Below are 14,985 nucleotides of genomic sequence, written 5' to 3'. Positions count from 1 at the left end.
GCTGCGCACAGCGAAGTTCGGGCTGCCGGGCGTACGCCGCAGCGACGGTGGCGGTCATCCGGCGGGCTCCGCAGCCGTTGGCGACGTCCGATGCCAGGGCGCCGAGTTCAAGCTGCGATGCCGGGGCGACGGGACGGCGCTGCGGTTCGGCCGGGCCGCCCTGGCGAGAGCGACTGCAGGCCGTGGCGGCGGATCCGAAGTCGCGCTGCGCACAGCCGACTTCGAGCTGCTGGGCGGACCCGGGCTCCGAGCCGCCGGAACCTGCCGGCCGGGCGGCGGCCATGCGGCAGGCTTCTGGGCCGTCCACGAAGTCCGGTGCCGGGATGCCGACGTAGCGCTGCGCGCGGCCGGGCTCCGCCGACCGGACGTGGGCCGCGGTGGCGGGGGCCGGTGCCGAGGTGTCCACGTCGCTCTGCGCGCGGCCGAGCTCCGGCTGCCGGGCGTGCGCCGCAGCAACGGTGGCAGGCGCGCGGCGGGCCCCGGGGGCGTCTGCGACGTCCGGTGCCGGAGCGCCGAACTCGTGCTGCGCGCGGCCGAGTTCGAGCTGCAGGGCGGGCACGGGAGCGGCCATGCGGCGGACTTCTGGGCCGTCCACGAAGTCCGGTGCCGGGATGCCGACGTAGCGCTGCGCGCGGCCGAGCTCCGCCGACCGGACGTGGGCCGCGGTGGCGGGGGCCGGTGCCGAGGTGTCCACGTCGCTCTGCGCGCGGCCGAGCTCCGGCTGCCAGGCGTACGCCGCAGCAACGGTGGCAAGTGCGCGGCGGGCCCCGGGGGCGTCTGCGACGTCCGGTGCCGGAGCGCCGAACTCGTGCTGCGCGCGGCCGAGTTCGAGATGCAGGGCGGGCACGGGAGCGGCCGGGCGGGCGGCGGCCGTGGCGGCCATGCGGCGGGCTTCGGAGGGGTTGGCGAAGTCCGGTGCCGGGGTACCGAGTTCGAGCCCCGGCGCCGGGCGGCGCTGCGGTTCGGCCGGGCCGTCCTGGCGCGAGCGGCTGTGGGCAGCCGTGGCGGTGAGGAAGTCGCGCTGTGTGCAGCCGAGTTCGAGCCGGAAGGCGGGCCCGGGATCGGCCGGGCCGTCCTGCCGCGAGCGGCTGTGGGCAGCCGTGGTGGTGGCGACGAAGTCGCGTTGTGTGCAGATGGGTTCGCGCCGGAGGGCGGGCCGGGGAGCCGCACCGCCGGGGCCTGTCGGCCCGGCGTACGCCGCGGTGGCGGTGGCGGTGGCGGTCATGCGGTGGGCTCCAGGGTGAGGGAGTCGGTGCGGGTGGCGGGGGAGGTCGGGGTGGGCTGCCACCACCAGCGGACGGTGGCGGGGGCGTCGGTGGCGAGGGCGAGGTGGAGGCCTTGGCCGAGGTCGGTGGAGCGGAGCAGGTGGCCGGTGTTGGTGGGGCGCCAGCCCGGCTGCCAGTCCGGGAGGCGGACGCCCGCGAAGGTCTCCTTGCTCAGGTGGGAGGCCTTGATGAGGGCCTCGCACTCGGCGAAGTCCCGCATGGTGGCGGGTTCGCCGTCCGGGCGGCCGAGCAGCGCGCCGAGCCACTGCATCGCGTACGGGCGGTCCCGGTGGTCCTGGAGGTCGACGCCGACGCTCTGGCCGGAGACCAGCGCCACCGTCGAGTAGGTGGTGCAGTGTGCGACCGAGGCGGTCAGGCCGAGCGCCGGGACGCTCCACCGCCGGTGCTCGTCGCGGGCCAGTTCGCGGGGCCGCAGCGGGACCCCGTAGAGGCTCGCGACCGCCTCGGTGATCAGCCACCGGCCGGCGTCGTTCAGCCGGTGGCCCATCCGGTCGCGTGGCAGGTGCGGGTGGTGGGTGACGAGGCAGTCGATGGCTGCCTCGTCGTCCCGGTGGTCCTGCGGTGCGGGCGCACCGGCCGTGCGGGCCTCCGTGGTCGCCCGCCGGACCGTCGGTCCGGGGGCCGCCCACGCGGGCTGCCGGTGCGTCGCGGCGGCGGGGGTGGGTGCCGGGCCGCCGCCCGGCACCCGGCCGGAGTCCGGTGCCCCGCCGGGCACCGGGTCCGGCGTCGGAAGCCGGTCGAGCATCACCAGGTCGGTTTCCGGGCGCTGCTCCTCCAGCCAGTCCCCGGCGGCCCGAACGGCCCGCTCGGCCGTCGTCGCGGGTGCCGCGCCCGGCCCGGTCGTCCCCGCCGCGGCGAGCACCGGGCCCAGCCGGCCGGCCCAGCCGAGCATCGCCAGGTCCGTCTCCGGACGCTGGTCCTCCAGCCGGTCCCCGGCGGCCCGCAGGGCCGTGCGCACGGCGCCCATCACGGCCTCGCGTCGAACACCGCGGCAGCGTAGGAGCCGCCGTAGGCGAAGCTGGAGAGCAGCAGGCGTCCGGCGGGGGCCTCGCCGGCCAGGGCGGCGACCAGGCCGAGGGCGCCGGCCGAGCCGTAGGTCTCGCCGATCAGCGCCTTGGGGGTGACCGTGGGGCGGTCGGAGAGGCCGGCCAGGGCCAGGGCGCGGGACTGGGCGACGTCCACCAGGCGGTAGCCGGACGCGGCGGAGACCACCGTGTCGATCTGCTCGGGCGTGGAGTCGGCCTCGGCAAGCGCGCCGCGCAGGGCGCGGGCCCAGGCCTCGCCGTCGCGGCCGATCCGGCCGATGCCGGCCGCCTCGCCGGAGGCGCCGAAGCCCCGTACGTCCGCGAGGACGTTCGCGCCGCGGGCGGCGGCGGAGGCCTCGGACTCCAGCAGGATCGCGGCCGCGCCCTCGGAGAGCACGGTGCCGGTGCCGCCGCCGGGGACCACGTGCGCGGTCTTGGCGTATCCGGGCAGCAGGGCCTGGGTGGCCAGGGCCTGCTCGGGGAACTCGTCGGCGACCACGACCATGATCCGGTCGGCCATGCCGCGGGCGATCACCCGGGCGGCCAGCTGGAGCGCGAGGACGGAGGAGGTGCCGCCGTTGGCGATGGTGGCGGTGTAGCCGTGGTAGCGGTGCAGCATGCCGACGTGTCCGGCGGCGGCGTTGACCACCGTGTTGGCGAACATCGCCGGGTTGGCGCCGGTGATGCCCTGTTCCAGCACGCCCTGGTGGAAGTTCAGGACGGAGGTGACCGGGCCGTAGCCGGTGGCGAACACGATGCCGGTGCCTTCGGCCTCGGCGCGCGACGGCTTGCCGTGCCGCTCGTACAGGTCGCCGACGGCGCCGGCGGCGAGCACGCCCAGCGGGTCCATCCGGCGGGCCTTGCTGGGGTTGAGGCGCTTGGCGACGGCCTTGACGTCGATCCGGCCGATCGGGCGCTCGCCGATGCCCTCGACCTGCTCCAGGGTGTCGAAGCCGACCTTGCCGGCGGCGAGCGCGGCGGTCAGTTCGGCGGTGGAGGCGGAGGAGCCGGCCAGGCCCGCGACGCCGGTGACCACCACGTGGTGCACGGGCTGCGTGTGCCGGGCCGAACGGGCGGGCCGGCCGGGCTTGTTGAGGACGACGGTGGCGTTGTTGCCGCCGAACGCGAAGGAGTTGGAGGCGACCACTTCGAGCGGGGCGGGGCGTCCGGCGTTCGGGACGATGTCCAGCCCGAACGGGGAGTCCACGCCGCGGGTGCTGACGGTCGGCGGGATGACGCCCCGGTCGATCGCCATGGTGGAGACGATCGCCTCCACCGCGCCGGCCGCGCCCAGGGTGTGGCCGAGCATCGACTTGGTGGAGCTGGCGGGCGGCACCTCGGCGCCGAACAGCAGCTTCACCGCCTTGGGCTCGGACACGTCGTTGGCGGGGGTGCCGGTGCCGTGCAGGTTGACGTAGTCCACGTCCTCGGGCGCCAGGCCGGCGGTCTTCAGCGCCTGGGCCATCGCGGCGGCCGCGCCCTTGCCGCTCGGGTCGGGGGCGGTCTGGTGGTAGCCGTCGCAGGAAAGGCCGTAGCCGCCGAGTTCGGCGAGCGGGGTGGCGCCGCGTTCGGCGGCCCGCTCGGCGGACTCCAGCACCATGAAGCCGGCGCCCTCGCCGAGGGTGAGCCCGGTGGAGGCGGTCATCGGCGCGCACGGCTCGGGGTCGAGCGCGCCGAGGGCGGAGAAGCCGTAGGCAGAGAGCTGGGCCAGCGGGTCGACGCCGCCGCAGATGACGTAGTCGACCTCGCCCTTCCACAGCAGTTCGGCCGCGTAGCCGAGGGCGACCGCACTGGCGGCGCAGGCGTTGGAGAGCACCACGCGGGGGCCGCGCAGGTCGAACTCGGCGGCGATGAAGTCGCCCACGCACGGGAGTTGGGAGGCGGCGGCCTGGACGGCGTCCAGCACGCCGTCCTTCACCAGGCCGCGGTGCACGTTCTCCAGGGTGGGCATCGCGCCGAGGCTGGAGCCGACCACCACGGCGACCCGGTCGCGGTCCACGGTGTCCAGGTCGAGGCCGGAGTTGCGCAGCGCCTCGCGGATCGCGGTGGCCGCCAGCGCGTAGCAGCGGTCCAGGTCGGCGGGCTGCTCGGCGGTGACCATGCCGGCCCAGTCGGTGAGCAGCTCGGTGGTGTCGAAGAGGGTGTTGGTGCGGATGCCGGAGATGCCCTGGGAGATCGACGCCCAGCTCTTCTCCACGTCATCGCCGGCGCCGGTGATCAGCCCGAGGCCCGTGAGGGCGATGCGTTCGGTGGTCTTGGTCATCAGTGGATCCGGGTGGTGAGCGAGCGGGCGATGACGCGGGGCTGGGTGACGGTGCGCACCGGGGTGTCGGTGCCGGCCTGGTCGGCCGCGGAGAGCTCCAGGCCGGGGACCCAGAACGGGGCGTCCAGCTTGGCGACGATCAGTTCCTCGTCGGCGTTGGCGGACGGGGCCTGCCAGATGACGGTGCCGACCTGCTGCCCGCCGGCGGTGACGGGGGTGCCGGCGGTGAAGGCCGCGCCGGCCGGGGCGGCCAGGGCGGTGATCTTCGCGCTCTCGGCGGTGGGCTTGACCAGTTCCTCGGAGCCGAGGAACTCGCCGATCCGGTTCCAGTCGACCATCCAGGCCAGGTCGGCCTCGTGCACCGGCAGGCCGGCGAAGCCCGCGGCGTAGACCGCCATGCCGGCCTCGGCCTGGACCCGCGCCAGGCCCTCGGCGCCGACCTCGGCGCCGCCCTGGGCGAGCACCGCCTCGACGGCGGCGGCGTGGCCGGCCTCGGGGGCGTTGGACAGCAGCAGGTAGCCGTACTCGCCGGTGGTGCCGACCCGGGCCAGGTGGGCGAGCGCGGTGGACTCGCCGGGGACGACGGACTCGGTGACGCCGTGCAGGGTCAGGCCGGAGATGTCGAACTCGACGAACGCGGCCGCGGCGGCCCAGGCGTTCGGGCCCTCGAAGGCGGTGGCGCCCCAGCCCTCGGGGGCGACCTCGACGGTGACGTCGGCCGGGGCCTCCAGGGCCTCCAGGTAGCCGGTCAGGGCCTCGGCGGAGACCGGCGTGCGGGGCAGCAGCCAGGAGTCGTCGCCGATCTCGAAGTGCAGCAGGATCGCGAACGGCGAGCCGTCCTGGTTCAGCGCCAGCGCCTCGCGGACGGTGTCCGGCTCGACGTACTCGCTGGACTTGGCGAGGAACAGGTCGAGGAACTCGTAGCGGTCGCCGCCGGAGATCCGCACCAGCGGGGCGGTGATCGGGTAGACGCCGATGGCGGTGCGGACGGTGGTGTAGTCGTCCTGCGCGGTGCGCGCGGCAGCGGTGGTGGTCATGGCTCGGGTGGTCCTTTCGAGGGTGTTTCGACGGGGTGTCAGATCGCGGGGGCGGGGTGGACGGACAGCTGCCAGGCGGCCTCGGTGGCGGCCGTCGCGCAGCCGATCAGCAGTCCGGAGGAGGTGGCGCGCAGGACGATTTCGGGTGCTCCGGGACCGTCGGTGGCGGGTGCGAGGTGCAGCCACTGCCCGCTGGTGAGGCGGATCGCGGCGGCGGACGCCCAGACCTGACGGAAGGCGGTGGAGTCGAGCTCGTGGCGCTGTCCGGCGGAGTGCAGCACCACGGGGGTGCCGGCCGGGGTGTCCGGGGTGAGCCAGAGCACCGTCTCCTCGTCCGCGCCGGGGGCGTGGATGTCGATCCGGACCGGCTCGGCGGCCTGCTCGGGGGCGGTGACCTCCCAGCTGATCCGCTCCTGCGGGGCGGCCAGCCCGAGCGGGTGCTTCTGCTCCCACTCGCGGACGGTCGGGACGCCCCAGCCGAGGCCGGTGGCGAGGCTGTGCCGGTGGTGCTCCTGGGTGACCCAGGCGCCTGCGCTCCAGCGCGGGTTGCAGCCGAAGGCGCGGGTGCGGGGGGCGGGGCTGCGCAGGACCTTCTTGCCGTCCTCGGTCCAGGAGGTGATGCCGCCGGCGTTCGCCTTGACGGTCACCTTCCGTTCGCCGGTGGCGGGTTCGGCCACTGCGGTGGTGCGGGGTGCGGTGTCCTGGCCGGTGCCGGTGCGGAGTTCGGTGCGCAGCCGGGCGGTGCCGTCGGCGTCGGACTCCAGGTGGCGTTCGACCAGGGTGGAGTGGATCAGCCGGACCGGGCGGCCGGCCGGGAAGGTGATCCCGGTGGTGCCGTCGGTCCAGGCGAGGGTGGAGCCGGCGGGTGCGGTCTGCGCGGCCGCGACCACCTCGGAGGTGTCGCGGACGCCGATGCCGGTGCCGATCAGGTGCTGGACGGTGGTGGTGTCGGGGCCGGTCAGGGTGAAGTCGCCCTGGCGCAGTCCGACGGTCTGGAAGATCCGGCCGGGCCGGGTGGTGTACGTGAAGTGCTGTTCCAGCACGCCCTGGTGGAGCGTGAGGGTGCCGGTGACCTGGTTGCCGCCGGTGGTCTCGCGGACCTGGACGCCGTGCTCGACGGGGTGAATCTCCAGCTCGCGGGCCTGGCCTTCGCGCCAGCCGGCCGAGCGGTCGGCCTCGGCGCTGGGCCAGGTGGAGACGAAGACCGGTCCGTGGTGGCCCGCGGCGTGCACGGTGAGGGTGCCCTCGGCGGTGTCCAGTTCGGCGGTGAGGCCGCTGTCGCCGAAGCGGTGCGGCTCGGCCGGCGCCTGGATCCGGACCTCGTACGGCGGTTCGGCGATCTTCAGCGGCCGGGTGGCGCCCTCGGGGGTGGTGAGCGCCGCGTCCAGCATCAGGCCGCGGTCCACGTCCACGGTGGCGGTGAGCTTGAACTCGCCGAGGGCCAGAGCGTAGGCGACGGTGCGGATTTCGTCCACCACCCGTACGTCGGACCGGAGTTCGTCGTCGCGGCCGCCGGCGACGTTGCCGAAGCTGCTGAGCTGGCCGAGCGCGGCCAGCGCCTCGGGGTCGAGGTCGTGGAAGACGCTGCGCAGGATCAACGGGATGTAGTTGTGCAGCTCCACGTTGCCGTCCTCGCCGGGGACGGTCTCGCCGACCGAGACGCAGCCGACCCGCCGGTAGAGCTTGAAGGCGACGGTGTTGGCCGGGTTGACGGTCAGTCGGAGCACCAGGCAGCCGCAGCGCATCATCCATTCGACGGCCTCGGTGAACAGCCGTCCGGTGATGACGCCGTTGCGGTACGCCGGGGCGACGAAGAACATGTCCGCGATGAGCTCGCCGGCCCGGGCGGAGCGGCGTCCGGTGCTGTGGAACAGCCCGAAGGTGCCCACCACCCGGCCGTCGTCGATGGCGATCAGGAATGTCGCGGTGTCGCGCTCGGCGAGTTCGCGTTCCAGTTCGCCGCCGGTGATTCCGCCCGCCACCGGGTTGGGGTTGTCGCGGTGACGGTTGTAGAGCTCGGCGATGTCATGCGCGTCGCCCTCCTGGTACGGGCGGATCGTGATGGACATTCCACACCTCCTTGTCTGCTCTGGTCCGAAGGGTGACCGGGGGTCAGCCCTTGCGTTCGGTGGTGACGATCAGCGAGCCGGCGGCGGCGAGTTCGGTGCCGACGGTGGCGCGGACGGAGACGGAGCGCAGGCCGCCGAGCTTCTGGCCGAGCTTGGCCTCCAGGGTGAGCTGGTCGCCGGGGACGACCAGCCGGGAGAACTTCATCGAGCTGATCGAGCCGAGGTAGCCGACGCTGGCCGACGGGTCGGCGGGCGCCTCATCGGCGGCGGGGGCCGGGGCCTCCAGCAGTTCGGCGACGTAGACCACGGCGACCAGCTGGGCCATCGCCTCGACGATCATCACGCCGGGCATGATCGAGTGGTCGGGGTAGTGGCCGGCGAAGAACGGCTCGTTCACCGAGACGCTCTTGATGCCGCGTCCGGAGACGCCGGGGACCACGTCGTAGGCGCGGTCGATCATCAGCATCGGCCAGCGGTGCGGGAGCATCCGCTTGATGTCGTCGGAGGAGTAAGCGAAGGTCTTGGGCTTCTCCTTGGCGGCCCCCCTGGTGGGGGTGGTCGCGGTGCTCATGGTCAGACCTCGCGGGCTTCGATGAAGTCGACCAGGGCGTTGATGGAGCCGAAGGCCTCGAAGTCGTCGTCGCTGATCAGCACGTCGTACTCGTTGTTGATCATGACGACGATCTCCAGGGTGTCCAGCGAGTCCATCTCCAGGCCGCGGCCGAACAGCGGCTGGTTGTCGGAGACGACCTCGGCCTCGGCGTCCAGGCCCAGGCGGTCGATGATCATCGACTTGATCTTGAGGTTCTTCTCCAGGCGCTGCTCGGCCTGGGTCCGGACGTCCTCGAAGGTGGCGGTGGACATGGTGCTGCCTTTCCGTTGGGTGGATTGATGGAACGTCAGTTCCGATTTCAGGGGGTGGGTCAGCTGTAGAGCATCCCGCCGTCGACCGTGAGCACCTTGGCGGTGATGTACGAGGCCGCCGGGCTGGCCAGGAAGACCGCCGCCTGCGCGACCTCCTCCGGGGTGCCCATCCGGCCCAGCGGGATCCCCGCCGCGGCCTCGAGCAGCTGGGCCCGGGGCACCTTCTTCACCATGTCGGTGTCGATGAAGCCCGGCGCCACCACGTTGACCCGGATGCCCTTGGCGGCGCCCTCGTAGGCCAGGGTCTTCGCCATCGCGATCACCCCGCCCTTGGAGGCGGCGTAGTTGGCCTGGCCGACCCGGCCGGCGATGCCCGAGGTGGAGGCGATGAAGACGATCGACCCGCCGCTCGCGTACATCTGCTTGGTGGCCTCACGGGCCGTCAGGAAGGCGCCCGTCAGGTTGGTGTTGATCACCTCCTGCCACTTGGCGGCGCTCATCGCCGCGAAGTGGCCGTCGGCGGTGATGCCCGAGTTGAGGACCGCGACGTCCACGCCGCCCCAGGCGGTGCGGATCTCCTTGTACATCGCGGCGACCTGCGCCTCGTCGGACACGTCGGCCTGCACCAGCAGCGCCTTGCGGCCGAGGCCCTCGATCTTTTCCGCCAGCTGCTCGGCCTTGCCGGCGCTGGAGCGGTAGTTGAGCGCGACGTCGCAGCCGTGCTCGGCCAGGTGCAGCGCGATCGCCGCGCCGATGCCCCGGGAGGCCCCGGTGACGACGGCCCTGGTGCCTTCGGTGAACAGCTGACTCATGCCGTGCTCCCGGCGAGGTTGGAGGTGACCTTGTGGCTGCCCGGGTCGAAGCCCTCGACCTCGGTGCCCAGCCCGTGCCGCTCGGCGTGGTTCAGCACCGCCTCGGCGACCGCCAGGTCCAGCACGCCCAGGCCGAACGGGGCGAACACCACGGTGCGGGCGGCGGGCAGTTCGGCGGTGCCGTCGAGCAGCGCGCCGATCTCGGCGGTGACGAAGCGGCGGTGGCCCACCTCCTGCTCGGCCTTGTGCAGCGAGGTCTGCTCGCGGATCGCGTGGTCCGCGTCGTCGGTGACGTTGGCCGCGCCCAGCACCGAGGCGACCGACAGGTCGCGCAGCGACAGGTGCAGGATGACCTGCCCGTCGGGGCGGTTCGGGTGGTCGGCCAGGTCCAGCCAGTAGGAGGAGTCGGTGGTGGCGATCGAGACCGTGTCGGCGGTCAGCGCCTGACCGAGCGTCACCGCCTTGAACTCGACGTCCGGGTACTCGGCGGCGAGCTCCGCGGCGAACACCTTGGCCCGCTCCGGGAAGGCGTCCTGCAGCAGGACGGTCCGCAGGCCGTCGTGCACCTGGGTGAGGAAGTGCACCACCTGGTGGTTGATGGTGCCGCAGCCGACCAGGCCGACCGTGCGGACCTCGCGGTTCGCGTTCAGCAGCCCGGAGGCGAGCGCCGCGCCGGCCGCGGTGCGGACCGCGGAGATCTGGCTGCCCTCCATCAGGGCGAGCGGGTAGCCGGACTCCAGGTCGTTCAGGATGCACAGGCAACTGGCGCGCTGCTTGCCGCGGTTGACGTTCTCCGGGAAGGACGAGATCCACTTCAGGCCCATCACCGGGGCCGGTCCGCCGAGGTAGGCGGGCAGCGCGATGATCCGCGAGTCGGAGCGGTGCAGCGGGCGCAGGAAGGTGGAGAACGGGAGGTCGGACTTGCCCTGGCTGTGCAGCACGTAGGCGTTGCGCACCAGGTCGATGACGGTGGAGTCGAGGTCCGCGAGCGCGGTCCGGACATCCTCCCGGCCGATGATTCTCATGCCTGGCTCCTTTCTTGGTCGGTCTGCGGCAGGTACTGCCGGAGGTAGGACTCCACCCACTGGTCGTCGTAGATGGTGTCGAGGTAGCGGTCGCCGCCGTCCGGGAGCACGGCGACGCAGGTGGTGCCGGGTTCGACCCAGGACTCGGCCTGGAGCAGGGCGGCGATCACCGCGCCGGACGAGCCGCCGGCCAGGATCGACTCCTCGGCGAGCAGGCGGCGGCAGCCGCGGATGCACTCCGAGTCGGTCACCTTGACCACGCGGTCCGCGAAGCCCGGGCGCAGCAGCGCGGGGACGACCGCCGCGCCGTGGCCGGGGATGGTGCGCTTGTGCGAGGACTCCCAGGGCTCCGGCGGGCCGAAGATCACACTGCCCACGGCGTCCACCGCGACCACCCGGGTGGGCAGCTCCTGCTCCTGGATGTACTCGGCGCAGCCGCGCAGGGTGCCGGTGGTGCCGGCCGCCAGGAACAGGTAGTCGGGGGCTTCGGGGAGGGCTTCGACGATCTCCCGCATGGTGGTGCGGTGAGCGGTCGAGTTGTCCTCGTTGGCGTACTGGTTGGGCCACCAGGCGTTGGGGACGGTGTCCAGCAGGTGCTTGACCAGGGCGATCCGGGCGGGCAGGAACTCGCCGGTGGCGGGGTCGCGGTGCTCGACCACCTCCACCCGGGCGCCGTAGGCCCGCATGATGGCGATGTTCTGCGGGGTGGTGCGCGGATCGACCACGATGATCAGGCCGAGCCGGTGGAAGTTGCACAGCTGGGCGAGCGCGATGCCCAGGTTCCCGGAGGAGGACTCCACCACGGTGGACACCCCGGGCACGATCCGGCCGGTGGCGAGGGCCTGTTCGACCATCGACTTGGCCGCCCGGTCCTTGATGGAGCCGCCGGGGTTGAACCGCTCGCACTTGGCGTACACCTGGAAGCGGGCGGGGGCGAAGAGTCGGTCCAGCGCCACCAGCGGCGTGCCGCCGATCGTGGAGACGATGTCGGGGTCCGGCGGACGGTGCGGGCGTGCCCGCAGCCCGGCGCCGTCGGGGACGAGCACGGTCATTCCGACACCTTTCGGCTGATCTGGAGGCGAAGCTCACTGACGTACTGCTCGCCGTCGGCGTCGGGCAGCCAGGACTCCTCGGGGGCCGGCAGCGGTTCGCTGACGGTCACCCTGGCGTCGGGGTCCGACTGCACCGCCCGGCGGACGAGGTTGGCGAAGGAGAGCACCAGCGTGGGGCTGGTGAAGTCGACCAGGGAGGGCTTGGTCTCCTCGGGGAACTTGACGAAGGCCCGGTCGGGCAGCGCGTTGTCGGTGACCCAACGGCGCACCGTCAGGTAGTCGCGGTGCCGGTCGGCCTTGGGCGCGAGCGCCACGCCGGTGGCGGGCAGCCGCCAGGTCTCCCGGAACAGCACCAGGTCGTCGAGGGTGACCCGGGGGGCGTGCGGGCGGTCCAGGCCGATCTTGAACGCGTCGCAGGCGATGATCGAGATCAGTACCGCGAGCAGTTCGGAGAGCGTGCGGGTGCGGCCGTCGGAGGTGGTCGCGGTGATCGTGCCCTCGTGCTCGGTGAGGGTGATGGCGACGGCGGGCTCGATCCGCTCGCGCTGGTCGAACGGGGCGCGGGTGAAGCCGATCAACCGGTCGCCGGCGCCGATCGGGGCGGGCACCATGCGGCCGCTGTTGCGCTTCCAGCCGACCGGCAGCAGCGGCACCAGCCGCTCGCCGCCGATCGCCCGGTTGACCTTGTCGCGCAGCGAGCCGGCGTCGGCCGTCCAGTCCAGGAACGGCAGGTCGAGGGTGGCCAGGCAGGCGTGCAACTCGCCGAGCACCACCAGGCGTTGGCCGGCGTTGACGGCGTCCACCGAGCGGGCCACCACCTGGAGGTCGGGGCTGTGCACCGCGAGGTGCGGGGAGCGCACCGGCCCGGTGGCGAACACCTTCCTCGCCGCGTCGGCGATCTGATCGACACTCAGGTCGATCCGGGTGGCGCCCTCCGGCACCTCGCCGATGACCTCGCGCCACTTCAGTGCCAGCTCCCGGACGGCCTGCTGCACGGGGTGGTTGTGCTCGCCCCAGAACAGCGCCAGGGTCTGCGGCCAGACGTCGGCCAGCGTGACGGCGGCGCCGGGGCGCTGCCGCTCGGCGGCCTTGCGGACCAGCGCGACCACCTCGGCCTCGACCAGTTCGGCGAGCCGGTTGCCGAACCAGTCGGCGGCGTCGGCGACCAGGGCGAGCGGGCGGGCGATGCCGTCCAGGAAGTCCCGGCCGAGCTCCATCCGGCAGTCCCGCAGGGTGTCCTGGTAGACCAGGGTGCGTCCGGCGTACGCCTTGCCCTCCTCGCGGGAGGCGGCCTGTCCGGTGGTCTCCACGAAGTACGCGTCCAGCGCGTCCAGCGCCTCGACCAGCTGCTCGGCGCTCTCCGCCCGGTCGATCTCGCCCTTGTGGCGGGCGAGTTCGGCGAGCACGGCGTCGTAGCGGACGAACAGTTCGGGGTCGCCGATCGCCGAGACGCGGCGGGCCAGCACCTCCTCGGCGCGCACGTCGACCGGGATGTTGGCGTCCCAGCCGAGCACCCGCTGCCGCAGCAACCGGTTCAGCACCTTGTCCACCGCGGTGCGGGCGCTCGCGGCGTCCCAGCCGTGGTCGGCGATCAGCCGGTCGGCGATCTGCTCGGCGTTGCGGTCGCCGTCGGCGAGCCGCAGCACTTGCGCGTCCTCGGGGCGCAGCCGGACGGTCTTGCGGTTGGCCAGCACCAGCTGCTCGCCGTCCAGGTGGACGTCGGGGCGCAGCATCGGCGGGAACCACCAGCGGGCGCCGGGCTGTTCGGCCATCCAGTCGCCGATCGCGGCGACCGTCCAGCGTTCCAGCGAGGTACGGGCGGCGGCGACCAGGGCGGGGCCGTGGTCGATTCCGATGGCCTGCTGGGTGCGGCCGACGCCGATCCAGGCGCCGGGGCCGAAGAAGCCGATGGTCTCGGCCTTGGCGCAGTAGCGCAGCCAGTACATGGCCAGGGTGCGTTCGCGCTGGCGGCGCTTGGTCTCCTTGCCGCCGGGGGCGGCGAGCGAGTCGAGGATGCGGAAGACGGTGCGGTTCTGCCAGGCGATGGCCAGGCGGAGTTTCGGGTCGGTGGCGAGGGCGGCGAGGCGGGCGGCCTCGGTGTCCACGTCGGCCCGGTAGGCGGTGTCGAACTCCTCGGCGGTGCCCTCGCCGGCGGCGAGCCGGGCGGCGGCGGCCGGGGCGCGGGTGCCGCCGATCAGGTCGAGGCCGGAGACCGGGAAGCCGGCGTTGCGGAGCAGTCCGACGCCCCAGACCTGCCAGTCGGAGCCGGCCAGCGGGTGGAGCGGGGCGAAGTCCGCCCAGTCCACGGCGCCGGCGGCTTCGACGGCGGGGGCGGTCATCCCGACACCTCCGCCGACTCGTCTGCTCCGGCGGGGGTTTCGGTCAGCACGGCGGCGAGCCGGGCGATGCCTTCGGTGATCTTCTTGCGCGGCACGTTGCTGAAGCACAGCCGGATGCCGTCGTTGTGCTCGCCGTCGATGGAGAAGTGGCCGCCGGGGACGAAGGAGATGCCGTGCGCGGCGGCGGCCTGCGCGTAGCGGGTGGCGTCGGCGCCGTCCTGGTGCCGCAGCCACAGGTAGAAGCCGCCGCCGGGGCGCTGCCAGGTCCACGGGCTGTCGGTGCCGAGTTCGGCGTCCAGCGCGTCGGCCATCAGGGTGCAGCGTTCGCGGTAGCTGTCCTGGTAGCGGTCGATCAGCTCGGTCCAGCCGCTGCGGGAGTAGTAGGCGGCCAGGATGCCCTGGGCGAGGGCGGACGGGGAGAGCGAGATGATCTCGGCGACCCGGGCGAGGTCGTAACGCAGGTGCTCGGGGGCGGCGATCCAGCCGGAGCGCAGACCGGGGGCGAAGATCTTGGAGAAGGTGCCGAGGTAGACCACCTGCTGCGGGTCGAGGGCCTGGAACAGCGTGGTGGTGGTGCCGTCGAAGCCGAGCAGGCCGTACGGGTTGTCCTCGATCAGCAGCAGGTCGAGCTCGCGGCAGGCGGCGAGGAGGGCGGTGCGGCGCGGGACGGAGAGGGTGGCGCCGGTCGGGTTCTGGAAGGTCGGGTTGACGTACAGCAGCCGGACGGTGCGGCCGGCCTCGCGCAACTCCCGGACGGTGGTGCGCAGTTGCTGCGGGCAGAGGCCTTCGGAGTCCTCCGCCGCGGCGTGCAGTTCGAGGCCGGCGGTGCGGAAGGCGGCGGTGGCGCCGGGGTAGGCGGGGGTCTGCACCAGGATGGTGTCGCCGGGGGTGCCGAGGGCGAGGGCGACGGCGGTGAGGCCCATCTGGGAGCCGCTGGTGGGGATCAGGTTGTCGGCGCTCGCGTGGCCGTCCTCACGGGCCATCAGGTCGGCGACGGCGGGCACCAGGGCCTTGGCGACGTGCGGGGTGGTGTACTGCAGGGCGAGCTTGCCGCCGAGGCGGACGAGCCGGGCGAGCTGCTGGGAGATGTCCCCCAGCGGGAGCACGTCCAGGTCGGGCAGTCCGCCCGCCAGGGATATGACGTCCCCGCCCCGTTCGAACAGCCGGGGCATTTCTGCCGCGGGTCTGGTGTCGGTCCACATGGCTGTCGGTC

12 protein-coding genes are annotated in these 14,985 nt (G+C 73.4%); all 12 read right to left on the bottom strand.

The window, feature by feature from the left end:
* Window positions 1-1,225 (bottom strand): hypothetical protein (locus ACFV18_RS28845; RefSeq protein ID WP_380488171.1); only part of this gene is annotated, 1,225 nt, incomplete at its 3' end.
* A complete protein-coding gene (locus ACFV18_RS28840) occupies window positions 1,222-2,244 on the bottom strand; it encodes a hypothetical protein (RefSeq protein ID WP_380488170.1) in 1,023 nt (340 codons plus the stop codon). The genes ACFV18_RS28845 and ACFV18_RS28840, both read right to left, overlap by 4 nt.
* 8 nt (window positions 2,245-2,252) lie before the next feature.
* Entirely contained in the window at window positions 2,253-4,574 is a 2,322-nt protein-coding gene (locus ACFV18_RS28835; RefSeq protein WP_380488168.1) for a beta-ketoacyl synthase N-terminal-like domain-containing protein, read from the bottom strand.
* A complete protein-coding gene (locus ACFV18_RS28830) occupies window positions 4,574-5,611 on the bottom strand; it encodes an aminomethyl transferase family protein (protein ID WP_380488167.1) in 1,038 nt (345 codons plus the stop codon). Before ACFV18_RS28830 ends, ACFV18_RS28835 begins: the two co-directional genes overlap by 1 nt.
* 38 nt (window positions 5,612-5,649) lie before the next feature.
* Window positions 5,650-7,680 (bottom strand): GNAT family N-acetyltransferase, encoded by a 2,031-nt coding sequence (locus ACFV18_RS28825; protein WP_380488166.1) that lies wholly within the window; start codon window positions 7,678-7,680, stop codon window positions 5,650-5,652.
* A 43-nt stretch (window positions 7,681-7,723) separates the two neighbouring features.
* Window positions 7,724-8,251 carry a 3-hydroxyacyl-ACP dehydratase FabZ gene (fabZ, locus tag ACFV18_RS28820; RefSeq protein ID WP_380488164.1) on the bottom strand — a complete coding sequence of 176 codons (528 nt, stop codon included), beginning with the start codon at window positions 8,249-8,251 and terminating at the stop codon, window positions 7,724-7,726.
* 2 nt (window positions 8,252-8,253) lie between these two features.
* On the bottom strand, window positions 8,254-8,544 hold the full coding sequence (locus ACFV18_RS28815; RefSeq protein WP_035864774.1) for an acyl carrier protein: 291 nt from the start codon (window positions 8,542-8,544) through the stop codon (window positions 8,254-8,256).
* Between the two features lie 59 nt (window positions 8,545-8,603).
* Window positions 8,604-9,356, bottom strand: coding sequence for a 3-oxoacyl-ACP reductase FabG (gene fabG / locus ACFV18_RS28810; protein WP_380488163.1), 753 nt, complete (start codon window positions 9,354-9,356; stop codon window positions 8,604-8,606).
* Window positions 9,353-10,381, bottom strand: a complete 1,029-nt coding sequence (gene sbnB / locus ACFV18_RS28805) for a 2,3-diaminopropionate biosynthesis protein SbnB (RefSeq protein ID WP_380488161.1) — start codon at window positions 10,379-10,381, stop codon at window positions 9,353-9,355. The genes fabG and sbnB overlap by 4 nt, the downstream gene beginning before the upstream one ends.
* On the bottom strand, window positions 10,378-11,433 hold the full coding sequence (sbnA, locus tag ACFV18_RS28800) for a 2,3-diaminopropionate biosynthesis protein SbnA (RefSeq protein ID WP_380488159.1): 1,056 nt from the start codon (window positions 11,431-11,433) through the stop codon (window positions 10,378-10,380). The genes sbnB and sbnA overlap by 4 nt, the downstream gene beginning before the upstream one ends.
* Window positions 11,430-13,772 carry a lantibiotic dehydratase gene (locus ACFV18_RS28795; protein ID WP_380488158.1) on the bottom strand — a complete coding sequence of 781 codons (2,343 nt, stop codon included), beginning with the start codon at window positions 13,770-13,772 and terminating at the stop codon, window positions 11,430-11,432. Before ACFV18_RS28795 ends, sbnA begins: the two co-directional genes overlap by 4 nt.
* Window positions 13,769-14,974, bottom strand: a complete 1,206-nt coding sequence (locus ACFV18_RS28790) for a PLP-dependent aminotransferase family protein (protein ID WP_380488157.1) — start codon at window positions 14,972-14,974, stop codon at window positions 13,769-13,771. Before ACFV18_RS28790 ends, ACFV18_RS28795 begins: the two co-directional genes overlap by 4 nt.
* Window positions 14,975-14,985 lie beyond the last annotated feature (11 nt).

The sequence above is a fragment of the Kitasatospora sp. NPDC059673 genome (assembly GCF_042734215.1).
In the GTDB taxonomy this organism is placed as follows: domain Bacteria; phylum Actinomycetota; class Actinomycetes; order Streptomycetales; family Streptomycetaceae; genus Kitasatospora.
This window is presented reverse-complemented; position numbering and strand designations above follow the sequence as displayed.